The organism is Exiguobacterium sp. s5 (assembly GCF_018618075.1).
Lineage (GTDB): Bacteria > Bacillota > Bacilli > Exiguobacteriales > Exiguobacteriaceae > Exiguobacterium > Exiguobacterium mexicanum_A.
The window spans coordinates 135,568-159,187 of record NZ_JACSLK010000002.1; the positions used below are offsets into that span (position 1 = coordinate 135,568).

Annotated in this window: 27 protein-coding genes; all 27 read right to left on the reverse strand. The window is 53.6% G+C overall.

Annotated features, from left to right (window positions below; all coding sequences use genetic code 11):
- Nucleotides 1-3: 3 nt before the first annotated feature.
- The 27 genes from KNP60_RS04780 to ffh all read right to left on the reverse strand — a co-directional run bounded on the left by KNP60_RS04780 (nt 4) and on the right by ffh (nt 23,614).
- Nucleotides 4-438 (reverse strand): flagellar FliJ family protein, encoded by a 435-nt coding sequence (locus tag KNP60_RS04780; RefSeq protein WP_034777199.1) that lies wholly within the window; start codon nt 436-438, stop codon nt 4-6.
- Nucleotides 435-1,754 carry a flagellar protein export ATPase FliI gene (gene fliI / locus KNP60_RS04785; protein ID WP_034777197.1) on the reverse strand — a complete coding sequence of 440 codons (1,320 nt, stop codon included), beginning with the start codon at nt 1,752-1,754 and terminating at the stop codon, nt 435-437. Before fliI ends, KNP60_RS04780 begins: the two co-directional genes overlap by 4 nt.
- Nucleotides 1,741-2,463 (reverse strand): FliH/SctL family protein, encoded by a 723-nt coding sequence (locus tag KNP60_RS04790; protein ID WP_214752717.1) that lies wholly within the window; start codon nt 2,461-2,463, stop codon nt 1,741-1,743. The genes fliI and KNP60_RS04790 overlap by 14 nt, the downstream gene beginning before the upstream one ends.
- The gene (gene fliG, locus KNP60_RS04795) at nt 2,447-3,454 is read right to left on the reverse strand and encodes a flagellar motor switch protein FliG (protein ID WP_034777193.1); all 1,008 of its coding nucleotides are present in this window, start codon (nt 3,452-3,454) and stop codon (nt 2,447-2,449) included. The genes KNP60_RS04790 and fliG overlap by 17 nt, the downstream gene beginning before the upstream one ends.
- A gap of 5 nt (nt 3,455-3,459) precedes the next feature.
- Nucleotides 3,460-5,028 carry a flagellar basal-body MS-ring/collar protein FliF gene (gene fliF / locus KNP60_RS04800; protein WP_214797027.1) on the reverse strand — a complete coding sequence of 523 codons (1,569 nt, stop codon included), beginning with the start codon at nt 5,026-5,028 and terminating at the stop codon, nt 3,460-3,462.
- A 21-nt stretch (nt 5,029-5,049) separates the two neighbouring features.
- Nucleotides 5,050-5,334: a flagellar hook-basal body complex protein FliE gene (gene fliE / locus KNP60_RS04805; protein ID WP_034777189.1), complete on the reverse strand. Its 285-nt coding sequence runs from the start codon at nt 5,332-5,334 to the stop codon at nt 5,050-5,052.
- A gap of 13 nt (nt 5,335-5,347) precedes the next feature.
- Nucleotides 5,348-5,776 (reverse strand): flagellar basal body rod protein FlgC, encoded by a 429-nt coding sequence (flgC, locus tag KNP60_RS04810; RefSeq protein ID WP_034777187.1) that lies wholly within the window; start codon nt 5,774-5,776, stop codon nt 5,348-5,350.
- Nucleotides 5,777-5,778: 2 nt separating this feature from the next.
- Nucleotides 5,779-6,147, reverse strand: a complete 369-nt coding sequence (gene flgB, locus KNP60_RS04815; RefSeq protein ID WP_034777185.1) for a flagellar basal body rod protein FlgB — start codon at nt 6,145-6,147, stop codon at nt 5,779-5,781.
- Nucleotides 6,148-6,421: 274 nt separating this feature from the next.
- The gene (gene codY / locus KNP60_RS04820) at nt 6,422-7,201 is read right to left on the reverse strand and encodes a GTP-sensing pleiotropic transcriptional regulator CodY (RefSeq protein ID WP_016508279.1); all 780 of its coding nucleotides are present in this window, start codon (nt 7,199-7,201) and stop codon (nt 6,422-6,424) included.
- Between the two features lie 37 nt (nt 7,202-7,238).
- Nucleotides 7,239-8,609 carry an ATP-dependent protease ATPase subunit HslU gene (hslU, locus tag KNP60_RS04825; RefSeq protein WP_214752713.1) on the reverse strand — a complete coding sequence of 457 codons (1,371 nt, stop codon included), beginning with the start codon at nt 8,607-8,609 and terminating at the stop codon, nt 7,239-7,241.
- A complete protein-coding gene (hslV, locus tag KNP60_RS04830) occupies nt 8,606-9,154 on the reverse strand; it encodes an ATP-dependent protease subunit HslV (RefSeq protein WP_214752711.1) in 549 nt (182 codons plus the stop codon). The genes hslU and hslV overlap by 4 nt, the downstream gene beginning before the upstream one ends.
- 11 nt (nt 9,155-9,165) lie before the next feature.
- Nucleotides 9,166-10,047, reverse strand: a complete 882-nt coding sequence (locus tag KNP60_RS04835; protein WP_214797028.1) for a tyrosine-type recombinase/integrase — start codon at nt 10,045-10,047, stop codon at nt 9,166-9,168.
- A gap of 186 nt (nt 10,048-10,233) precedes the next feature.
- Nucleotides 10,234-11,541 (reverse strand): FADH(2)-oxidizing methylenetetrahydrofolate--tRNA-(uracil(54)-C(5))-methyltransferase TrmFO, encoded by a 1,308-nt coding sequence (trmFO, locus tag KNP60_RS04840; protein ID WP_034777179.1) that lies wholly within the window; start codon nt 11,539-11,541, stop codon nt 10,234-10,236.
- A 2-nt stretch (nt 11,542-11,543) separates the two neighbouring features.
- A complete protein-coding gene (topA, locus tag KNP60_RS04845) occupies nt 11,544-13,640 on the reverse strand; it encodes a type I DNA topoisomerase (RefSeq protein WP_034777177.1) in 2,097 nt (698 codons plus the stop codon).
- Between the two features lie 66 nt (nt 13,641-13,706).
- Nucleotides 13,707-14,498: a DNA-processing protein DprA gene (gene dprA, locus KNP60_RS04850; protein WP_214797029.1), complete on the reverse strand. Its 792-nt coding sequence runs from the start codon at nt 14,496-14,498 to the stop codon at nt 13,707-13,709.
- A gap of 55 nt (nt 14,499-14,553) precedes the next feature.
- Entirely contained in the window at nt 14,554-15,471 is a 918-nt protein-coding gene (sucD, locus tag KNP60_RS04855) for a succinate--CoA ligase subunit alpha (protein WP_034777173.1), read from the reverse strand.
- Between the two features lie 12 nt (nt 15,472-15,483).
- Nucleotides 15,484-16,644: an ADP-forming succinate--CoA ligase subunit beta gene (sucC, locus tag KNP60_RS04860; protein WP_214797030.1), complete on the reverse strand. Its 1,161-nt coding sequence runs from the start codon at nt 16,642-16,644 to the stop codon at nt 15,484-15,486.
- A 111-nt stretch (nt 16,645-16,755) separates the two neighbouring features.
- Nucleotides 16,756-17,025 (reverse strand): EscU/YscU/HrcU family type III secretion system export apparatus switch protein, encoded by a 270-nt coding sequence (locus tag KNP60_RS04865; RefSeq protein WP_034777170.1) that lies wholly within the window; start codon nt 17,023-17,025, stop codon nt 16,756-16,758.
- Nucleotides 17,022-17,870, reverse strand: coding sequence for a hypothetical protein (locus KNP60_RS04870; RefSeq protein WP_214797031.1), 849 nt, complete (start codon nt 17,868-17,870; stop codon nt 17,022-17,024). The genes KNP60_RS04865 and KNP60_RS04870 overlap by 4 nt, the downstream gene beginning before the upstream one ends.
- Nucleotides 17,871-17,881: 11 nt before the next feature.
- Nucleotides 17,882-18,634, reverse strand: coding sequence for a ribonuclease HII (locus KNP60_RS04875; protein WP_214797032.1), 753 nt, complete (start codon nt 18,632-18,634; stop codon nt 17,882-17,884).
- 41 nt (nt 18,635-18,675) lie between these two features.
- A complete protein-coding gene (gene ylqF, locus KNP60_RS04880) occupies nt 18,676-19,536 on the reverse strand; it encodes a ribosome biogenesis GTPase YlqF (protein WP_034777164.1) in 861 nt (286 codons plus the stop codon).
- Nucleotides 19,537-19,548: 12 nt separating this feature from the next.
- Complete coding sequence (gene lepB, locus KNP60_RS04885; RefSeq protein WP_034777162.1) at nt 19,549-20,091, reverse strand: signal peptidase I; 543 nt, start codon at nt 20,089-20,091, stop codon at nt 19,549-19,551.
- An 82-nt stretch (nt 20,092-20,173) separates the two neighbouring features.
- On the reverse strand, nt 20,174-20,527 hold the full coding sequence (rplS, locus tag KNP60_RS04890) for a 50S ribosomal protein L19 (protein WP_015881369.1): 354 nt from the start codon (nt 20,525-20,527) through the stop codon (nt 20,174-20,176).
- A 114-nt stretch (nt 20,528-20,641) separates the two neighbouring features.
- Nucleotides 20,642-21,358 (reverse strand): tRNA (guanosine(37)-N1)-methyltransferase TrmD, encoded by a 717-nt coding sequence (gene trmD, locus KNP60_RS04895; protein WP_214797033.1) that lies wholly within the window; start codon nt 21,356-21,358, stop codon nt 20,642-20,644.
- Nucleotides 21,348-21,863 carry a ribosome maturation factor RimM gene (gene rimM, locus KNP60_RS04900; protein ID WP_034777158.1) on the reverse strand — a complete coding sequence of 172 codons (516 nt, stop codon included), beginning with the start codon at nt 21,861-21,863 and terminating at the stop codon, nt 21,348-21,350. The genes trmD and rimM overlap by 11 nt, the downstream gene beginning before the upstream one ends.
- A gap of 53 nt (nt 21,864-21,916) precedes the next feature.
- A complete protein-coding gene (gene rpsP / locus KNP60_RS04905; protein ID WP_021067098.1) occupies nt 21,917-22,192 on the reverse strand; it encodes a 30S ribosomal protein S16 in 276 nt (91 codons plus the stop codon).
- Between the two features lie 81 nt (nt 22,193-22,273).
- Nucleotides 22,274-23,614, reverse strand: coding sequence for a signal recognition particle protein (gene ffh / locus KNP60_RS04910; protein ID WP_034777156.1), 1,341 nt, complete (start codon nt 23,612-23,614; stop codon nt 22,274-22,276).
- Nucleotides 23,615-23,620 lie beyond the last annotated feature (6 nt).

The window sequence follows — 23,620 nt, forward strand, 5'->3', positions numbered from 1 at the left end:
GGTTTACTTCCCTTTCCCGTGATGAATCACTGCCAGCTCATCGATGAAATGTTGCTCGATGAGCTTCGTCGCAGCCACTTCATGTTGACTGACTTTTTCATGCAGCGTTACATATTTCTTTTCCTCAACGACTTTTCCGAGCAAGCGCTCTTGTGACAGATGGTACCGATTGCGCGCCTGCTGGACGACGAGCTGTTGCGTCTCGATTTGACGTTTCAGCCGTTCGCGTGTCTGCTCACGATATTGCGACATGAGCAGGTCGATGACGCCATCCTGTTCATCTTGACTCTTCATGAGCGACTCGTACGTCAACACGAGCCGATAGAGCGCCTCCATCTCCGTCTCGAACCGTGCTTTCTGTTGTCTCATCTCCGTCGCGGACTCTTCTTTCTCATGTTCCGCGATCGGCATGATGCGTTCTAACAATAGTCTGTTCATGGTTCACCTCGCACGATCTTGGCCAAACGTTCGAGCGATTGCTCGAGCGGGGCCTCTTCTTCGATGGATTGCTTTAAAAAAGTCAATAACGCTGGGTATTGCTCAATCGCCGTATCGATTGCCGGGTTCGTCCCTTTTTTATAGGCCCCGATATTGATCAAGTCCTCGGCGTCCAAGTACGTCGCCAACCAGCCGCGGAACGTTTGGGCGGCCTCACGGTGCATCGGCCCCGCAATTTGGTTCATGACACGGCTAATCGACTTTAAGACGTGGATCGCCGGGAACTGGCCACGGTTCGCGAGCGAACGGTCCATGACGAAGTGGCCGTCCAGTATGCCTCGCACCGCGTCTGCGATTGGTTCATTCATATCATCCCCGTCGACAAGGACGGTGTAAAAAGCGGTGATCGAGCCCGTCACAGCGGTACCGCTTCGTTCCAACAGTTGCGGCAACATCGCGAACACGGATGGGGTATACCCTTTTGACGTCGGAGGTTCACCGGTCGCAAGACCGATTTCCCGTTGCGCCATGGCAAAGCGGGTCACCGAGTCCATCATGAGGACGACTTCCTTGCCTTGGTCCCGGAAGTATTCAGCGATGGCCGTCGCCGTATAAGCCCCTTTCAATCGGACGAGAGGCGGTTGGTCGCTCGTCGCCACGATGACGACCGAGCGGGCCATCCCTTCTGGTCCGAGCTCTTTCTCGATGAACTCTTTCACTTCACGGCCACGTTCACCGATTAAAGCGATGACGTTTATGTCGGCCGATGAGCGTTTGGCGATCATCCCGAGCAGAGTCGACTTCCCGACTCCTGAACCCGCGAACAACCCGACCCGTTGCCCTTTACCGACCGTTAACAGACCGTCGATGACGCGGACGCCGGTCGACAAGACATCTAAAATCCGCGGTCGCTCGAGCGGGTTCGGTGGCTTCCGAAGGACATCGTAGCGTTTTCCCGGAGTGACTGCTTCACCGGACAAGGGACGGCCGAGACCATCGAGCACTTGTCCGATCAGTTCGTCACCGACCGGGACTTGGAGCATCCGACCCGTCCCTTTGACCATACAGCCCGGAGCGATTTGGGTCGTCTCCCCGTAAGGCATGAGGAGCACGCGGGCCTCATTGAATCCCACGACTTCCGCCTCGACATGTTGGCCGGACGGGAGTTCGATCAGACAGCGCTCTCCGATAAAAGCGCTCGGCCCCGTCGATTCAATCATCAGTCCGACGACTCGACAGACCCGGCCGACTTTCCGGACGTATTCGTCCTCGGCGGATGCCGTGATCGACTGAAGGACGTGGTCAATAAGCGCCATCGGCCAAAACCTCCTCGATTTTGGATTGGATGCGTTCAAAGCTGTAAGTCAAATCGAGTTCGTCACCGTGGTGCGGAGTCTCGATCCGGACGCTCGTCTCACTCAAACCGGCATCCGCCCGATATTTCAAAGGCGGACCGTCTGGTGTCGCCCACTCCGAATCGAAACGTTGAATCGAAGCGAGACGGGTCGGATGGACGTACACCGTCAACGACTCGGCATCGAGCTGACGGAGCAACTGTTCTCGAATCCGGTCGGCGAACAACGCCTCATCTTTCCGGACAAGCTCTGTTGTGACGCGGGCGCTGACCTCGAGGGCGAGGGCGACGAGTTGCCGCTCCGCGTCCCGCCACTTCGTATCGAACAGTTGTTCAAGTTCGACGGCGACGGTGTTCAGCCGCGTCGTCAACTCGTCGTACTCCGCCTTGCCTTCCCGTCTACCGTGGTCAAACCCTGCGTCAAACCCTTCTTGTCGGGCTGACGTCAACACTTCCTCTCTCAGCACCGCGAGTTCTTGTTCCATCGAGGCACGGCGACTCTGAAGCGCTTCTTCGTCTAACCGGAGTTGTTCACGCTTTTGTTCCAACTGCTCATTTTCTTGGTCGTCATGCTCCACCGATACCGGCTCAAGAAACGGTTTCGAGTCGATCCGTTGCGGTTCGAGCGGTGTCGCATAATAGCGTTTAATCACGTTAGACAACGATGTCATCTCCTCCGCCGCGGCTGATCACGATCTCTCCGACGTCTTCTAAGCGACGGATGATGCCGACGATACGGCTTTGCGCTTCTTCGACGTCACGCAACCGGACAGGCCCCATGAATTCCATGTCTTCTTTGAACGTTTCGACCATTCGCTGTGACATGTTTTTGAAGATGATCTGTTTGACTTCTTCGGACGACACTTTGAGGGCAAGCAATAGGTCGTCGTTTGCCACTTCGCGGATGATTCGTTGAATCGCACGCGAATCGAGCGTGACGATATCTTCGAAGACGAACATCCGTTTTTTGATTTCCTCGGCCAGTTCCGGGTCTTCAATTTCAAGCGCATCGAGGATGGTGCGCTCGGTCGTACGATCGACCCCGTTGAGCACTTCGACGACCGCTTCGATGCCACCAGACTGGGCGTAGTCTTGCATATCGGTCTGGGACAAGTTTTTCTCGAGAATCTGTTCAATCTCGTGAATGACGTCCGGATTGAGTCGATCCATCGTCGCGATCCGCTTGGCGACTTCCGATTGAATCTCAGGCGGGAGTTCCGATAGGATTTGTCCCGACTTGACCGGTTCGAGATGCGCCAAGATCAAGGCGATCGTCTGCGGATGCTCGTTCTGGATAAAGTTGAGCAACTGCTTCGGGTCGGCCTTACGGGCAAACTCGAACGGTCGAACTTGGAGCGTCGATGTGAGCCTATGGATGAGGGCCATCGCTTTCTCTTCTCCGACCGCTTTCTCGAGCACCGTTTTCGCAAACCCGATCCCGCCTTGCGTGATATAACTTTGTGCCATGGCGAGCTCGTGGAACTCGCCCATGATCGCTTCTTTTTGTTCGGACGATACTTTCTTCAAGGCCGAGATTTGTAACGTCAACTGCTCCATCTCTTCTTCCGACAGATGTTTGTAGACGTTCGCAGCCACCTCAGGTCCAAGCGAGATCATGAGCATGGCCGCTTTTTCCCGGTTCGCTTGTTTTGCGTAATTCACAGTACTCACTCCTCAGACATCCAAGTACGGAGAAGTTTGGCGAACTCTTCAGGATTGCTCTCTGCCAATTTCTCCAACTGTTTCTTCTTGACGGCCCCTTCGCCTCGTTCTTCAAGGTCGAGGTCCGGTACTTCGTCTTCATATGGGACTTCCCATTCGTTCGACTCGGCAATCGGTTCACGTTTGCGTTTACGCATCGCGAAGAACAAGAGCGCGAGCAAGACGACGGCCCCTGCTGCTGCCGCATACATCCACCACTGGGTAGGTTGTTCGACCGCAGCCGCTTCTTCCGTCTCAGCGAACGGACGCGATACGACGACGACTTTCTGTTCAAGTTCCGCCTCTGTGAGCGCCTCGCCGGTCTTGGCGAGTGACGTCCGGATAATCGAGTACATCATCGTCTCGAGGTCACCTTCGAGTTGTGGGTCAATCGTCGTCGCCCCGTTCGGCGGTTCGACGATCAATTGAACACCGAGATCACGGATCGAGTACGGTGCGTTTTGAATCTGTTTCGTGATGCGGTTGACTTCATAATTGATGATTTCATGATTCTTTTCGCTCTCTTCTTCCCCGGTGCCGGTGGCGGCCGGGAAATTGACCGTGTCATTCTCGGCCGTGCCCGCCGCGGTCGCCGCGCCGGTACCGCCGGTGTACGCTTCGGCGATTCGTTCGGCCGATGTGACGATCCCTTCCATGCTGTCCTCGTTGACAGGTGTCACGAGGTTCTGCTCTTCTGCCGCTTGCGTCGTGTCGATATCGGCCGTAACCGAGACGAGGACGCTCCGCTCTCCTAAGAGGACGGAAAGCATCTGTTGAATCTGTTGACGGACATCTTTCTCAACTTGACGCTTCAAGACGAGCGGATCGGTGGATGATCCTCCTGCCGTCGTCGTTTGGTCCAAATCGTAATACGTAAAATATTGGTCCATGACCGAGATGTTTTCTGGTTTCAAGTTCGGTACGCTCTTACTAATCAAATGGTAGAGCCCTTTGACCGTCGCCGGTTCAAGATTCGTACCTGCTCCTAAATTTAAGACAATCGACGCCGTCGGCTCGCCCTGGTCTTCCGCCAAGAAGACCGATTTCTCAGGAATCGAGATGATGACTTTCGCTTGGTTGATCCCTTCGATCTGTGTGATCAACCGTTCGAGCTCGGTCTGCATCGCACTCCGTTCGATGACGGCCATCTCGCGGTCGGTCGTTCCGAAACCGGCATTTTCACTGAAGAAACTGTAGTCGATTGCGCCTGACTTCGGGATGCCCGCTGCCGCGAGGCTGACTTTCAATTGATCGACCTGTTCGCTCGGTACGTATACACTCACGCCGTTCGATGTCGCTTTAATTTCGGCTTTCACACCGTCAGCCGTCAGCTTCTCCGTCACCTCGCCCGCTTCTTGGGCGGACAGGTTCGTATAAAGCGGAGCCATGTTCGGGCGCGACAGCCAGACGGTCAAGACCACCGCGACGAGAAGTACGCCGGCGATGACGAGGCCCCAAAAGATTTTACGGTTCGTCTTCATCGTTTGAAGGGAACCGGTCAGTGAACCGAATCGTTCTTTTAACTTTTCATTCATCGCAACTCGTCATCCTCTACATTAAACTTGCATTCGCATCATTTCTTGATAGGCCTCGACCGCTTTGTTTCGCACCTCAATGGCGAGTTGCATCGCAATCGACGACTCTTCACTTTGAATCATGACTTGATGTAAATCTGCTTTGCCGACAGCAAGGTCGGCCCGGGCTGAACTCGTCGCTTGTTGGACATCGTTCAACGAGCGCATCGCCTCGTTCAAATACGTACCGAACTGAGACGGTGTCTCTTTTACCGTCGGCGTGACGGTCGGTTGTGTACCGATCAACTGTATCGGGTTAATTTGCATCGTTTGTCACTCCTTATCCTTTACCGATTTCCATCGCTTTGACGAGCATCGCTTTCGTGGCGTTCATTGCAGCAATGTTTGCCTCGTATGACCGGGTGGCCCCCATCAAATCGACCATTTCTTTCAACAAGTCGACGTTCGGCATTTGAACGTAGCCGCGGTCATCCGAATCTGGATGGCTCGGGTCATAGACGAGCTTGTACGGGCTTTCATCTTCCACGATTTGTGATACTTCGACGCCGCCGCTGACGGCGGACAACTGTTGTCGAAACGGTGCTTCCTGCAAGACGGTCATTTTCCGCGTATACGGTTGCCACTCTCCGTCGACGAGTTTGCCTCGTGTCGTCTGGGCGTTCGCGATGTTTGCGGATACCGTGTCCATCCGAAGCCGCTGTGACGTCAATGCCGTCGCCGAGATATGAAAACTATCAAACATCCCCATCGTTAACGTCCTCCTCTAATGACGGTCTTGAGTCCGCCGAGCCGGCGGTTCAATTGTTCCATCATCGCTTCGTATTGAAGTTGGTTCCGGGCCAACTCGCTCATTTCATAGTCGAGGTCGACGTTGTTCCCGTCACTTCGCATCGCTCCTCCGGCCCGGTCCGTGATTGTCGTTGCCGCTCGCTCGCTCGGACGTCCACCCGCCAATTTGAGACGCATCTCGTTGTTCAACGTCTGTTCGAACACGGCTTGTTTCGCCCGGAAGTTCGGGGTATCGATATTTGACAGGTTATGGCTGATGACCTTCTGATTTACGACCGAATGATTGATCGCTTGCTTCATTAATTGATAGTCGGTGCCGATCCAATTCATGCGTTTCACTCACTTTCACCAAAAGAATGCATGTATATACCTTATTTGGAAAATCTACTATTACATTGAAACAAATCTGTAACAGTGTTGAAAGATATTTTTGTTAAAACAGGTAAATGCTATCTTCTGTTTTTGTCGAATTTACGACGAATTCTGAAAATAATTACTTTTGCACTAAAAAAAGTCGCCCCCGACGTATCGGAAGCGACTTTGTAAGTCGAAAGTCCTAATTCAATAGACTTTCCTATAATTCATATACTGAATTGTCTTTATTTCAATTCGATTTCAACTTTTGTAATTCGAACAAGAAGTTGTCATTTAGTATCTTAATATACGTTCCTTTCATACCAAGCGAACGTGATTCGATGACGCCTGCGCTTTCCAATTTGCGGAGCGCATTGACGATGACCGAACGTGTGATTCCCACTCTATCGGCAATTTTGGAAGCAACTAACAGCCCTTCGTTTCCACCGAGCTCCTCGAAGATATGTTCGATTGCTTCGAGCTCTGAATAAGAGAGCGAGTTGATCGCCATTTGAACGACCGCCTTCTTACGGGCCGACGCCTCGGCTTCAGCCGCTTTCTCACGCAGGATCTCCATTCCGACGACCGTCGCGCTATATTCTGCCAAGACGAGGTCGTCTTCTGTGAACTCATTGTTGAGACGACCGAGTACGAGTGTCCCGAGACGTTCGCCGCCTCCGATGATTGGGACGATCGTCGTCATCGAGTCGAGGAACAGTTCACGGTTCTCAACCGGGAAGGCTGTATATTCACTGTCGATGCCGATGTTTTCTGTCGTCTCTTTCACGTTGAACAAGTTCGAGGCATAAGGCTCCGGGAATTGGCGGTCGACTAAAAACGCCTTCATCCGTTCGTTCTCGATCTGTTGTTTGATCGCGAAACCGAGCAAGCGGCCGCGACGGCTCACGATGAACGTATTCGCTTCGAGTACTTCGCGCATTTTGTCCGCCATTTCTTTAAAATCAACGTGTGCGCTTGCCTCTTGTTGAAGCATCGTGTTCAATTGGCGTGTTTTGTCTAGTAAGTTCATAATTCTTATTTTCCTCCCTGTATGTGCATACAGAATCTTATAGTATAAATTGGCTCAAGTCTCGATCTTCCGCGATCGATCCGACTTTTTCTTTCACATAAGCCGGTGTGATTTGAACGTGTGTCTGCGGCATATCGGCCGCCTCGAACGACAAGTCCTCAAGCACGCGCTCCATGATCGTGTACAAGCGGCGGGCCCCGATGTCGTCCGTCTCTCGGTTGACGTGCGTGGCGATACGAGCGATCTCTTCGATGGCCGAATGCGTGAACTCGACACTGATCTCCTCAGACTCGAGAAGAGCGGTGTACTGCTTGATGAGTGCTTGGGACGGCTCGGTCAAGATCTTGACGAAGTCTTCTTCGGTCAAGCTGCCCAATTCGACGCGAATCGGGAACCGACCTTGAAGTTCAGGAATCAAATCGGACGGTTTGGCCATATGGAATGCGCCGGCGGCGATAAACAGCACGTGGTCCGTCTTGACCGGGCCATACTTCGTCACGACGGTCGACCCTTCGACGATTGGGAGGATGTCACGTTGGACCCCTTCCCGCGAGACACCGGCGTGATCTTGCGACTTCGTCGCAATCTTGTCGATCTCATCGACGAAGATGATGCCCATCTGTTCACTGCGGCGGACGGCCTCGTCATGAACCTCGTTCATGTCGAGCAAGTTCTCCGCTTCTTCAGCGACGATGAGCGGTCGTGCTTCACGGACTGGCAGTTTGCGCTTTTTCCGTTTTTTCGGCACGATTTGACCGAGCATGTCTTGGAGATTCGATAACCCTTCCATGCCTTGTCCTTGGAACAGGTCGACGGTCTGTTTTTCTTCGAGGTTGACCTCAATCAACCGTTCTTCAAGCTCACCGAGTTCAAGCAAGCGGCGCAGTTGCGCGCGATCGGACGACTGTGTGCTCGTCGGTTCCTCGGTCTTTTGACCTTGACCCCCGAACAGCGCCTCAAACGGATTGGATGCGGTCGGCTCGACCTTGGCTTTCCCTTGCAGGGCGTCGAGGATGCGTTCGGTCGCTGCGACCTCGGCTTGTTCTTTCACGCCCTCTTTCTTCTCTTCCTTCACGAGACGGACCGAATCTTCGACGAGGTCCCGGACCATCGACTCGACGTCACGGCCGACATAACCGACTTCCGTGAACTTCGTCGCTTCGACTTTGACGAACGGTGCGCCGACGAGTTTGGCCAACCGTCGCGCGATTTCCGTTTTCCCGACACCGGTCGGTCCGATCATCAAGATATTCTTCGGTGTCACTTCATCGCGCAAGTCGGCGCTCAGTTTTTGACGCCGATAGCGATTGCGGAGCGCGATCGCGACCGCGCGCTTCGCATCTTTCTGTCCGATGACGAAGCGGTCTAACTCCGCTACGATTTGGCGGGGTGTCAGTTCACGTTTCATTCAGAATCGCCTCCGATCGTTTCTACGATGACTTGGTCGTTCGTGTAGACGCACAGCTCCCCGGCAATCTCGAGAGCGGCACGGGCTATGTCTTCTGCTGTTTTCTCCGGCGAATGCCGCACGAGGGCACGTCCGGCGGCGAGGGCGTAGTTTCCGCCCGAACCGATGGCCAAGATGCCGTCGTCCGGTTCAATCACTTCCCCGTTCCCAGACACGAGCAATAAGTGATCGCTGTCCATGACGATCAACAACGCCTCAAGTTGGCGGAGCATCTTATCCCCACGCCACTCCTTGGCCAGCTCGACGGCCGCACGCGGCAAGTTTCCGTTATACATCTCAAGTTTCGATTCAAACTTTTCGAAAAGGGTGAACGCGTCGGCGACGCTGCCGGCGAATCCGGCGACGACTTTGCCGCCATAAAGACGTCGTACTTTTTTGGCCTTGTTTTTCATGATGACGGCGTTCCCGAACGTGACTTGTCCGTCTCCGCTCATCGCGCCGTGTCCGTTATGGCGGACCGCGAAAATCGTGGTTGCATGAAACATCTGATGACCTCCTACTTTCTCGGATGTGTAGCTTGATAGACCGCTCGCAGACGCTCGGTCGAGACGTGGGTATAACGTCCGGTCGTGGAGAGCGACTCGTGTCCGAGCAGTTCCTGGACGGCGCGAAGGTCCGCCCCGCGCTCGAGCAGGTCCGTCGCAAAACTGTGACGGAGTGAGTGTGGCGTCAACGGCTTGTGAAGGCCTCCCAGCTTCCGGAGTCGCTTCATAACGTAGCGAATTTGGTCCGTTGTCACCCGATTCCCTTTTTGACTGAGAAATAATGCCGTTTCCTGAGTCGTCGCGCACGTTTGCCGCATGTCTAAGTAACGGTCGAGCGCCTCGATGGCGAACTGCCCGATTGGGATGTAACGTTCTTTCTTCCCTTTCCCGACGACATGGACGAACGCGAGGCCCGCATCGTAGGACGACACGTCCATGCCGCACAACTCGGCGACACGCATGCCTGTCCCGTACAACATCTCGACGATCGCGACATCACGTGCCCGTAGGAATGGGTCGTCTTGCCCTTCGGCTGCCTTCAAAAGCTGTTCGACCTCGCTCGGCACGGCGAACGTTGGTAGCGTCTTTCGCCGTTTCGGTGACGTCAAACCATGAAACAACGGTTCACCGCCCGTTTCACGTGCCACAAATTTCCCGAATTGTTTGAGACACGATACTTTTTGGGCGACCGTCGTCGTGGCGGTGTCTGCCTCATAAAGAGCATATAAATAACGCCGCGCCGACTGCACATCATAAGGATCTTGATGTGTCGATTGGCAATAAACGGCGTACTGGTCGAGCGTCTGCTCGTAAGAGCGTTTTGTATGAGGAGACAGTCGGCGTTCGACTTGGCAATAGCGCAAAAACGATTGTTGATCGTCAACGAATCTCATCCTCTCGCCCCCTCGTTTTCAGCTTAAAAACGCATGTTCCCGTCAAATCGAAATTAGCATAGCATACACAGTCAGAGGTGACAATAGATACCTCTTCAATAATCTGAAAATTTTCAAAGTGTTGTACAAATTACACAATTGAAATTTAGATTCATCAAAAAGGAGCCAAAAAATGGCTCCTTTCCCTTAAATCTCTTTATACTGTTGAATCGTTTCGAGGGCACGGTTCGCGTAGCGCTCGTAACGTTCTTGTTTCTTCATCTTCTTCGGAGCGTCTTCAAGCGACGGCACGAGACCGAAGTTCGCGTTCATCGGTTGGAAGTGTTTCCCGTCCGTTGTCGTGATGTAGTGCGCCATCGAACCGAGCATCGTCTCACGCGGGAGAACGACGAGCTCTTCCCCAGCGATCAGCTTCGCCGCGTTGATCCCGGCGAGGAGACCGGAGGCCGCCGACTCGACATACCCTTCGACACCGGTCATCTGGCCGGCAAAGAACAACGTGTCGCGTGTGCGGGCCTGATACGTCGGTTTCAAGAGGCTCGGTGAGTTGATGAACGTGTTCCGGTGCATGACACCGTAACGCACGATCTCGGCGTTCTCAAGACCTGGAATCAATTGAATGATTCGTTTCTGTTCTCCCCACTTCAGGTGCGTCTGGAAACCGACCAAGTTGAAGAGCGTCCCGGCCGAGTTATCTTGCCGCAATTGCACGACCGCATGCGGACGTTTGCCCGTCTTCGGATCTTCGAGGCCGACCGGCTTCATCGGTCCGAATAAGAGCGTCTTCTTGCCGCGTTGGGCGAGTACTTCAAACGGCATGCAGCCTTCGAAGTAAATCTCTTTCTCGAACTCTTTGAGCGGGACGACTTCGGCTTTGACGAGTTCGTCATAGAACAAGTCGAACTCCTCTTCCGTCATCGGACAGTTGAGGTAGGCCGCTTCGCCCTTATCGTAACGTGACTTCAAGTAAACCTTGTCCCGGTCGATCGTCTCGCCGTCCAAGATTGGAGCGGCTGCGTCGTAGAAGTACAAATAGTCTTCACCAGTGAACGCTTTGAGCGAAGCCGAAAGGTCAGGCGATGTGAGCGGCCCGGTCGCCATGATGACGATCCCGTCCGGAATCGCCGTGATCTCTTCGTTGTGCACGGTCACGTTCGGATGGTTTTTCAACGTGTCGGTCACGAATCCTGCGAAGTCGTGACGGTCGACGGCGAGAGCGCCGCCGGCCGGTACGCTCGCCGTATCCGCCGCTTTCAAGATGAGCGAGTCGAGCGTACGCATCTCTTCCTTCAAGACACCGACCGCATTTTGGAGCCCGTTCGCCCGGAGCGAGTTCGAGCAGACCAATTCCGCGAATTGGTCCGTATGGTGTGCCGGCGTCTTTCGCACCGGTCTCATTTCATACAAATCGACTTGAATCCCGCGCTTCGCGAGTTGCCAAGCCGCCTCGGAGCCGGCGAGGCCCGCTCCGATCACAGTTACACGTTGCTGCAAAGTTAATCCTCCTCTAACTGATGTACCTCGGCATGGGTACAGTTCGTACATTGATATTTCACGCCGTCTTTGATTTTTTTCTCGACCATCATCTTACCACATTCCGGACACGGTTTCGCGACCGGTTTGTCCCATGAGACGAACTCACAGTCTGGATAGTTCGAGCAGCCGTAGAATAGACGACCTTTTTTACTGCGTCGTTCGACGACTTGTCCGTCTTTGCAGCTCGGACATGGGACGCCGATCTCGACTTGTACCGGTTTCGTGTTCGTACAGTTCGGGAAGTTCGAGCACGCCATAAATTTACCGTAGCGGCCCATTTTGATGACCATCGGCGCACCGCATACTTCACAGTCGATGCCAGCCGGTTCATCTTTCACTTCGATCTTCTCGATCTCGGCCTCGGCCCGTTTCAAGCGTTTCTCGAAACTGCGATAGATTGGGGCAACGACGTCGGTCCATTGGACTTCCTCGTTCTCGATCGAGTCGAGGAGCGTCTCCATGTCGGCCGTGAACTGTACGGTGATGAAATCGTTGAAATACTCGTCAATCATCTCGATGACAAGTTCACCGAGCTCCGTCGGGACGAACTTCTTCTCTTCGAGGACGACGTAGCCGCGTTTTTGAATCGTGTCGAGCGTCGGTGCATATGTCGACGGACGACCAATCCCGAGCTCTTCCATCGCCCGCACGAGCCGTGCCTCGCTATAACGCGGCGGCGGTTGGGTGAAGTGCTGTTTCGGCTCGATCGTGTCGAACTTGACGAGGTCGTCGACTTCGAGCGGTGGGAGCAACCCTTCTTTTTCTGGATTCGTATCTTCGATATCATCATCTTTCGATTCGATATACACTTTCATGAAACCTGGGAATTTGACGGTCGACCCGTTGGCACGGAAAATCATGCCGTTCGATTCGACGTCGATTTTTACCGTGTCGAGGATGGCCGGCGCCATTTGGCTCGCCACGAGACGTTCCCAAATCAACTTGTACAGTCGGAGCTGGTCGCGTGACAGGTATGCTTTGACCGAGGCCGGGTCACGTAACGCCGATGTCGGACGAATCGCTTCGTGGGCATCCTGGGCGTTTGCCGCCTTCTTCTCTTTTTGTTTCTGCAATGCGACATACTCTTCACCGAACGTGGACTCGATATACGATTTCGCTTCTTCTTTCGCCAAATCTGAGATCCGTGTCGAATCGGTACGCATATACGTGATCAAACCGACGGTACCTTCTTTCTTACCGAGGTCGATCCCTTCGTAAAGCTGTTGCGCGAGCATCATCGTTTTCTTGGCACGGAAGTTGAGCTTACGGGCCGCATCCTGTTGGAGCGAACTTGTCGTAAACGGGAGCGAGGCGTTCCGCTTCCGCTCTTTCTTCGTGACATCGATGACTTTGAACGAGTCGTCGATCGCGTTGAGCACCGCGTCGGCGTCTGCCTCGCTCTTGAGCTCCAGTTTCTTCCCGTCTTTCCCATAAAACGATGTCTCGAACAATTCGCCTTCATGGTTGAGCATGAGTTTGATCGTCCAATACTCTTCTGGGTCGAAGGCGTTGATCTCCCGCTCCCGGTCGATGATCATTTTGACGGCCACTGATTGGACACGTCCGGCCGATAAGCCTTTTTTGACTTTCTTCCATAATAATGGGCTCATCCCGTATCCGACGAGACGATCCAAAATTCGCCGCGCTTGTTGGGCGTCGACGAGATCGTGATTGATTTTACGTGGGTGCTTGAATGACTCCTTGATCGCATCTTTCGTGATCTCGTTAAAGACGACCCGACATTCTGTCGTTTCGTCGACACCGAGGGCACGCGCTAGATGCCAGGCGATCGCTTCCCCTTCGCGATCCGGGTCAGCCGCGAGAAAGATTTTCGTCGCTTTTTTGGCTGCCGTCTTCAATTCTTTCAAAACTGGGCCTTTTCCACGAATCGTAATGTACTTCGGTTCAAAGTCATGTTCCACGTCGACACCGAGTTGACTTTTCGGTAAATCGATGACGTGACCCATTGACGCTTTGACCGTGTAATTCGATCCTAAATAACGTTTAATTGTCTTTGCTTTCGCCGGTGATTCGACGATCACCAAATATTTTGCCATACATCTGCTCCCCTTTTAGAGGTCGTTTTAAATCCCTACCATAATATTCATGTTGTCGCTCGTTTGTCAACGTCCAATCCTTGAACGCATTAGAATTTGGTCGGAAGTCGTCAATGGAATCGCCCCGTCCTCAATCAATCGATTCGGACCTGCCGCGAGCGGATCAAGCGGGCTTCCGGGTACCGCAAACACCATCTTTCCTTGCTCGAGCGCATGTCCGACCGTATTCATCGTCCCGCTCTTCTGACGGGCCTGAATGACGACGAGCTGATCGCCGAGTCCGCTGACGAGACGATTACGTTCTAAAAATTGAAATTTTTTGACAGGTGTTTCCGGTGGGTATTCGGTGAGGAGTAACCCGTGTCTCGAAATTCGTTCGAACAGCGGCGCATGCGCTTGAGGATACATGTGTGAAAAGCCCGCTCCGAGGACAGCGATTGTCGGACGGTTATGCTGGAGTGCCAACTCATGGACGAGACCATCGATGCCGAGCGCACCGCCCGATACCGAGACAGTTTCTTCTATTAAAGGGTAGAAATGCTCGACGAGACGATGGCTGATGCGATTCAATTCACGGCTTCCGACCAAAGCGGTCGTTTGTTGTTGTAGTACCTCTAAATCGCCTCGGTAAAACAAACAATACGGCGGGTTCGGTATGTCGAGCAACGCGCGCGGGAACGCGTCGTCTTCCCACGTCAAAAAACGGTCGTACGTGACCGTTGAACGAAGCGCCCGTTTTGCTTTGTTCCAGACGTTCGGATGGAAGGGACGAGTGCTCGAACCCGGATGCGATAAGTAATGATGGACGAACTCGACCGGCAGCCGTTCAGCCGCGAATCGAGCGATTGTTTGATTCATCACAATCACCTCTAAAAAAATGAGGGATGGCGCGCATCCCTCATTTCCGAATGGTTTACGTGGTCGGTTGACCCGTCACGCAAGCTTCATACAATCCTTCTTGCTTCAACACCCGGATGAGCGTCTCTCCGATGACGGCAGGCGTCTCGGCGACTTCGATCCCGTTGGCATTCAACGTCTTGATTTTCTCGGCGGCCGTTCCTTTTCCGCCTGAGATGATGGCGCCCGCATGGCCCATCCGTTTCCCTTCAGGAGCGGTTTGACCGCCGATGAAGCCGATGACTGGCTTCGTCATGTTCGCCTTCACCCATTCAGCAGCCTCTTCTTCAGCCGTCCCACCGATTTCACCGATCATGATGACCGCTTTCGTGTCCTCGTCTTCATTGAACGCTTGGAGCGTGTCGATGAAGTTCGTGCCGTTGACCGGGTCTCCCCCGATTCCGACAGCTGTCGATTGTCCGATTCCGGCCGTCGTCAACTGATGGACCGCCTCGTACGTGAGCGTCCCTGAACGCGAGACGATACCGACGTGGCCTTTCGTATGGATATAGCCTGGCATGATGCCAAGTTTTGCTTCCCCTGGCGTGATGATTCCCGGGCAGTTCGGTCCGATGAGACGGGCCGGCTTGTCCTCGAGGTAACGCTTCACTTGAATCATGTCGATGACCGGGATACCTTCTGTGATACAGATGATCAACTCGATGCCGCTATCGGCCGCTTCCATAATCGAATCGGCTGCGAACGCAGGTGGCACGTAGATGATTGACGCGTTCGCGCCAGTCGCTTCGACTGCCTCGGATACCGTGTTAAAGACCGGTACGCCGTCAAGGACGGTCGTGCCACCTTTACCAGGTGTCACCCCTCCGACCAATTTCGTGTTATATGCCAGCATCTGTTCGCCGTGGAACAGACCTTGTTTCCCCGTGATCCCTTGAATGATCACTTTTGTATCTTGATTCGCCCAAATACTCATGTCGTTTCCCCCTTATCGAACGAGTGCCGCGATTTTTTCTGCACCGTCAGCCATCGAGCTCGCCGAAGTGATCGCAAGTCCAGATTCATCGAGAATGCGTCGTCCCGCATCCACGTTCGTACCTTCTAAACGGACGACGAGTGGCAAATCGAGACCGATTTCTTTCGTCGCCGCGACGATACCTTCAGCAATGATGTCACACTTCATGATGCCACCAAAGATGTTAACGAAGATTCCTTTGACTTGGTCATCTGACAAAATCAATTTGAACGCTTCCGTTACTTTTTCTTTCGTTGCACCGCCGCCTACATCGAGGAAGTTAGCGGGTTCGGCGCCATAATGCTTGATGATATCCATCGTCGCCATGGCCAGGCCGGCACCGTTAACGAGGCAACCGATGTTGCCGTCGAGCGCGATATAGCTGAGGTCGTGTTTTGACGCCTCGACTTCACGCGGATCTTCTTCTGTCGTGTCGCGCAGGTCGACGATGTCTTTATGACGATAAAGCGCGTTGCTGTCGAAGTTGAGCTTCGCATCGAGGGCGATGACGTTTCCGTCTTTCGTCGTGACGAGCGGGTTGATCTCTGCGATTGTGCAATCCGTCTCGACATACACTTTGTACAGTTTCATGACCATGTCACTGAACTTGTTGACGAGCTTGGTCGGCACTTCCATCTTGAAGGCAAGACGGCGCGCTTGGAACGGACGGAGTCCGACGACCGGGTCGACGACCTCTTTATGAATCTTTTCTGGTGTATGTTCAGCGACTTCTTCGATGTCCATACCGCCTTCTGATGAACCCATGATGACAATTCGGCCGATCGAACGGTCAAGCACAAGTCCTAAGTAAAATTCTTGATCAATCGCAGATCCTTCTTCGATGTAAAGGCGTTGCACGACTTTCCCTTCAGGTCCAGTCTGGTGCGTGACGAGCGTCTTGCCGAGAATCTCTGACGCATACTGTTTGACTTCCTCATCCGTCTTCGCAAGTTTGACACCGCCGGCTTTCCCGCGGCCCCCTGCGTGGATCTGGGCTTTGACAACTTTTAGTTCACCGTCTAGCTTGGCAGCGGCTGTAACTGCTTCTTCAACACTAAACGCCGGATAGCCCGTAGGTACGGCCACTCCGAACGCACGAAGCAATTCTTTCGCCTGATACTCATGGATATTCATTTCGTTTCCCCCTTAGTCCCCTTTAATATCGGCACGTCTATTGTAACGAAAAACTGAAAGCGCTGTCTATCGTTCTTGCTTTAAGTTTTCATCTTTTTTTCACATCTACCCCTAGACATCTTCGATTTTTCCTTGTTCCATCTGATAAAGAAACACGAAAAGCTCGGCGATGACCTGATAAAGGTCGTCCGGAATATGCTCCTCAATCTGTAAAGCGGACAATAGTGACAATAGCGCCGGGTCCTCATGGATCGGGACCCCGTTCTCCTGCGCGAGCGCGAGCATGCGCTCGGCGACGAGTCCGCCCCCTTTGGCGACGACACGCGGGGAATCCATCGATTGCTCGTAGGACAAGGCGATCGCTTGCTTACGGTCCGTCATATGCGTTGATCCACCTTTCCGAGCGGGGCGAACGTGTCTGGCACGGATTCCCGCTTTTCTTCGAACGAGAAGCGTGACAGTTCATAGCCGCTCGCTTCAAACGCCTTGCTGAGCGACGGCTCATAAGCGTTGACGAACGGGCTCAAATCGTGCCGTTCATTGAACACTTTGATCGAGACGTGTCGCTTTTGGACGAGCAGATCGATACCCGTCTCTCCAAACTTCGGTGTCTCCAAAAATAGGACGATGCGTGCGTGGTCGGCGTCAATCATCTCGCCCTTCGGCGCCTCGAGGCGGAATCGGACTTGTTCAAACGGTCCTAATTGCGGTATGTGAAATGCTTGAGCGACGTATGGCGGCGTCTGAAGGGCATTAAACGTCTCCTGTGCCCGGACGAACTGCTCGAACTTCGGGTCTCCTTTCGCTTTGAACAATTCGCCGATGAGTTGCTTCACATCCGACCCGGCTCCGCTCTCGAGCAGTTGACGCCCTTGTGCCTGAAGCGATTCAGGCGTGTCGAGCGGCTGACGGGCGAGCCGTCCGAGTTCCGAACTTAAAAGGGCGAGCGGGGACCGTGCTGCTTGCGCAAGGGCTTCTGCTTGTTGCGGCACGACTTTCAAGACGAGCTTCGGTTCGAGCTCGGTGACGACCATCTTGTACGTGACATTCTCTTTGACGTCAGCGTTCACCCCGACCCGGAATAAGCCTTGCGGCAGTTGCATGACCGCCTCGCCTCCCGGCAGCAGCTGGAGCACCCGACCGACGACCGTATTGCCGATGAGCAATTGCCGCGAATTCTGTTCCGTGACCTTGAACGGCATGACGCCTTGATGATCGATCCGCATGATGATCCCTCCTACATATGTTTAATCGGCGCGAACGATTTTCGGTGGATTGGCGTGATCCCCTGTTCCGCTAGTCCGGCCAAGTGCGCTTTCGTCCCGTAACCGGCGTTCTGTTCGAAACCGTAGCCGGGATAGAGGACGGCGTAGTCTTCCATCATGTTGTCACGGACGACTTTGGCGACGACGCTCGCCGCCGCGATCGATACGCTCCGGGCGTCGCCTTTGATGAGCGATTGTTGCGGGACGTCGAGCTCGAGCGTCATCGCGTCAATCAAGAGCGCATCGACTTCACCGAGTTGCCGGACCGCCTCCATCATCGCGAGTTTCGTCGCCTCGTAAATGTTGACGCGGTCAATCACGTCGGCGTCGACGATGCCGACGCCGACCATGGCCTCGTCCATGAGGGCCCGATACGCGACTTCACGTGCTGATGGCGACATCAGTTTCGAGTCGTTCAAGCCCGGATGATAAAATCCTTCCGGCAAAATCACGGCCGCGGCGACGACCGGACCGGCGAGCGGTCCTCGACCGACCTCATCGACGCCACCGATGCGGACGTAGCCGTTTGCCTTCAACTCGTCCTCGAACACGCTCCGGGCCGCATAATCGTCCTTGCGCTCACGTTCGACCTTGAACTGGCGCTCACGCTGCCTGAGCAACGTCTGGACGCCTGCGCGCGGGTCATCCTTCAGTTCGGCCCGGACTGCTTCCCACTCTTCATATCGGACCGTCTGTAGCCGTTGTTTAATCGCTTGAATCGTCATGCTGTTCCTCCTATTCAAAAAAGCCCTGTTTGCACAGGACTTCACGCCATCTCATGGTCGGCCGGTGTCTCAAGAGAGACCCGTCCGATTTTTTCATGACGTAGTTCGTTCAATAGTAATTCGCTCGCCTTCTCGAAATCGACGTAGCCGCCGCTGACGAGTCCACGTTTCTTCCCGATCAATTCGAGCAGTTCGACGGCGTCTTCCGGCAGTTGATCGATTTTGAATCGCTCTTTCACCTGTTCCGGATAGCGGGCCGATAGCTCACGGGCCGCATAGAGCGCGATATCATCAAGGTTCAAAATATCGTCCTTGATGGCACCGGTCGCCGCCAAGCGATAACCGACCATCTGGTCCTCGAACTTCGGCCACAGAATCCCCGGCGTATCGAGCAATTCCATCTCGCCGCCTTTCATCTTGATCCATTGCTGACGCTTCGTGACACCCGGACGGTCGCCAGTGACAGCGATATTGCGTCCAGCGAGGCGGTTGATGAGCGTCGATTTCCCGACGTTCGGGATGCCGATGATGAGGGCGCGGATCGGACCGGGATTCCGGCCTTTCTCACGCATGCGGTCATGCTTTTCTTGCATGAGCTTCTCGGCGCCCGACATGAGCTGCTTCAAGCCTTTGCTATGTTTCGCGTCGACGGCGACGACCTCGACGTCGTCACGCTTCAAGGCGCGGAGCCAGGCGTCGGTGACGACGGGATCGGCCATATCCGCTTTATTCAAGACGATGAGACGCGGTTTGCCTTCCGTGATCTCATCGACCATCGGGTTACGGCTCGATTGTGGGACGCGTGCATCGACGAGTTCGATGACGACATCGATGAGCTTTAACTTTTCTGTTACTTGTCTTCGTGCCTTGGCCATGTGGCCAGGGAACCATTGAATTGCCAAACAAACACCACCTTATTCTTGTACGGTCCCGAAATCGCCGAGCGGCCAGAACACGAAGTTCGTTTTGCCGACGACGTCCTCTTTCGGGACAAAGCCGATTTCACGGCTGTCTTTCGAGTTTTGTCGATTGTCACCCATCACGAAGTACGAACCTTCCGGGACGACTGTTTCGCCCGTCACTTGTTCGAGCGTGAAGTTTTCGGTAAGAGGAAAGCCGTTCATCTGGGCCTGGAAATCCTCTAAATACGGTTCTTCGACCGCTTCGCCGTTCAAGTAAAGCGTATCGTCCCGATATTCGAGCGTGTCGCCAGGAATGGCGATGACGCGTTTAATATAGTCTTTTGATTCCGTCGCGTGGAAGACGATAATATCGCCCCGATCAAGCTCACCGACATAGTTCGAAATTTTGCTGACGATCATGCGATCGGCATTTTGGAGCGTCGGCATCATTGACTCTCCCTCGACGATGACAGGTACAAAGATGAACGTCCGGATCACGAACGCGATGACGAGCGCCACGACGATCGCCTTAAGCCAACTGAACACTTCTTTCAACTTGCCTCACTCCTCTGTCCGTTTGAACTTATTGTACTAGAAAAAAAGAAGCTTGTCGCAAGCGACAAGCTTAATCCCCATCTTAACGACGGATTTCTTTAATACGTGCTGCTTTACCGCGAAGGTTGCGGAGGTAGTAGAGTTTCGCACGACGGACTTTACCGTAACGAACGACTTCGATTTGCGCGACACGCGGTGAGTGAAGCGGGAATGCACGCTCAACACCTACGCCGTAAGAAATCTTACGGACTGTGAATGTTTCGCTGATGCCGCCACCTTTACGCTTAATGACAACGCCTTCGAAGATCTGGATACGCTCACGCGTTCCCTCTACGACTTTAACGTGGACACGTACTGTGTCACCAGGACGGAAAGCAGGTACGTCCGATTTGAATTGTTCTTCTGTGATTTCACGGAACAGTTTTTGTGTGTTCATGAATTGTTCTCCTTTTTCTTCAATGTTCATATCTTCATCTGCCCAAGCATCCAACAGCGGAACATCGGTAATCGGTGGGGGTTAACCCACATGCTCAAACATAGCATAATTTGGTCAATCGCGCAACGATTCAATGAATTTTTTATCCGCCTTCGACAGGTCGATTTGCTCGAGCAGTTCCGGCCGCCGTCGATACGTGCGTTCAAGTGACCGTTCACGACGCCACGTCTCGATGTTGGCATGATTGCCCGACAAGAGGACGTCCGGTACCTTGAGGCCCCGGAAGTCGGCTGGACGCGTATAGTGCGGGTATTCGAGGAGTCCCGTCGAAAACGAGTCGTCCTCGTGGCTCGCCTGGTCGCCGAGCACTTCCGGGATGAGGCGCACCGTGGCATCGATCATGACCATCGCCGCGAGCTCACCGCCGGTCATGACGAAATCGCCGATTGACACCTCGTCCGTCGCGAGCTCGTCATGGATCCGTTGGTCGAACCCTTCATAATGACCGCACAAAAAGATGAGGTGTTCCTCGGACGCCCACTCTTCTGCCATTCGTTGGTCAAAACGGCGTCCGGTCGGTGTTGTGACGATGACACGGGGACGCGTCTTCCCAATCGCGTCAAAGGCGTCAAAAATCGGTTGCGGGGTGAGTAGCATACCCGCCCCGCCCCCGTACGGATAATCGTCGACTTTGTGGTGCTTGTTCGTCGAGAAGTCACGGAAGTTCGTGAACGCCATCTCGACGTGACCGAGCGTGCGCGCCCGTCCGACGATCGAATGATCGAGCGGGGCGAACATCTCAGGGAATAACGTTAAGACATCAATCTTCATCGTCGATCATTCCCGGAATCGGGGTGATGACGACACGTTTCGCCTCGACATCGATGTCGCTCACGACCGATTCGATGTACGGGATGAGCGCATCCGACTTGCCAGGACGTTTGATGACCCAGACGTCGTTCGCGCCGGTCTCGAAGATGTCATCGACGACTCCGATGACCTCGCCATCGACGACAGCCTCACAGCCGATAATCTCATGGTAATAAAACTCATGTTCCGGCAACTCGTGGACGTGCTCGACGTGGACATACAGCTTCATCCCTTTATATTTCTCGACGAGATTGATGTTCTCGAGCCCTTTGAACGTGACGAGATGGAACTGCTTGTGTGGACGATACGTCGTCACTTCGAACGGAACTTTCTTGCCGTCGATGTCTAAATAGAGCGTCTCGCCCTTCTTGAAGCGCTCCGCCGGAAAATCGGTCGCGGCGAGCAACTTCAATTCTCCTTTTAAGCCATGGGTGTTGGCGATCTTACCTACGTATAACCATTCCATTGTTATGCCTCCTCACAAAAATGGGCCGACCTCATAAAAGGTCGGCCACATCCTTACTTCGCGTTTTTCGCGTTGTGGAATTTCTCCATGATCCCTGCTTTAGAGAACAAGTTACGTACTGTGTCAGATGGCTTCGCGCCGTCTGCCAACCATTTGAGAGCGAGTTCTTCGTTGATGCGAACTTCTGCTTCTGGTTTTGCAACCGGGTTGTAGTGACCGAGTTGCTCGATGAAGCGGCCATCACGTGGTGAACGTGAATCAGCTACAACGATCCGGTAGAAAGGTGATTTGTTTGCGCCCATGCGCTTGAGACGAATTTTAACTGCCATGGTAATATACCTCCATCATGTGTTTAAGAATTGACAACTTTAATAGTATACTGCTTTTTTGTCCGACTGACAAAAGTTTTCTTAGAAGAATGGAAGGCCGAGACCTTTTTTCTTCCCTTTCATTTGTCCTGACATCTGCTTCATGAGCTTCTTCATGTCATCGAACTGTTTGATGAGACGGTTCACTTCCTGGATGGAGCGACCGCTCCCTTTTGCGATCCGCTTGCGACGACTCGCGTTGAGCACTTCAGGATTGGAGCGCTCATGCTTTGTCATCGAGCGAATGATCGCCTCGACATGATCGAGTTGCTTCTCGTCGATTTGGACGTTCTTCAACCCTTTCATCTTACCTGCACCAGGTAACATCGAGAGCAATTCATCAATCGGGCCCATGTTTTTCACTTGACCCAATTGCTCGATAAAATCATCGAACGTGAACGATGCGTCGCGAATTTTGCTTTCAAGCTCTTTCGCGGCATCTTGGTCCATCTGTGACTCGGCTTTTTCAATGAGCGTGAGCACGTCACCCATTCCAAGAATCCGTGACGCCATGCGTTCCGGGTGGAAAGGTTCGAGGGCATCCAACTTTTCACCGAGACCGACGAACTTAATCGGCGCTCCCGTGACTGCCTTGATTGAAAGGGCTGCCCCACCACGTGTGTCACCGTCGAGCTTCGTGAGCACGACGCCGGTGATTCCGAGTTTCTCATTGAAGCTATCGGCCACGTTGACCGCATCTTGACCCGTCATCGCATCGACGACGAGGAAGATTTCATTTGGTTTGGCAATCGTCTTCACGTTTTCGAGCTCGCCCATGAGCGTCTCGTCAATATGAAGTCGACCGGCCGTATCGATCAACACGAAATCGTGATGATTGGTTTTGGCGTACTCGAGCGCTTTCGTGACGATTTCTTCCGGCTTCACTTGGTCGCCAAGTGAGAACACCGGTAAATCGAGCTGCTTGCCGAGTGTCTCGAGCTGTTTGATGGCCGCAGGCCGATAAATATCTGCCGCGACGAGAAGTGGACTCCGGTTATGCTTTTTGCGAATCAAATTCGCGAGCTTACCGGTCGTCGTCGTTTTCCCCGCACCTTGTAACCCGACCATCATGACGACTGTCGGTGGTTTTGGGTTAAATGTGATTGGGACGACGTCGCTTCCCATCAAGTTCGTTAGCTCTTCATGAACGATTTTGACAACTTGTTGGCCAGGTGTCAACGATTTCATGACGTCTTGGCCGATGGCCCGTTCTTTCACGTCGTTGACGAACTGTTTGACCACTTTGAAGTTGACATCGGCTTCAAGGAGAGCGAGACGAACTTCTCTCATCATCTCTTTGACATCTGCTTCGGAAATTTTACCTTTCCCTCGCATTTTCGCCAGTGTCGATTGCAACCGTTCGGATAATCCTTCAAATGCCATGCTTCA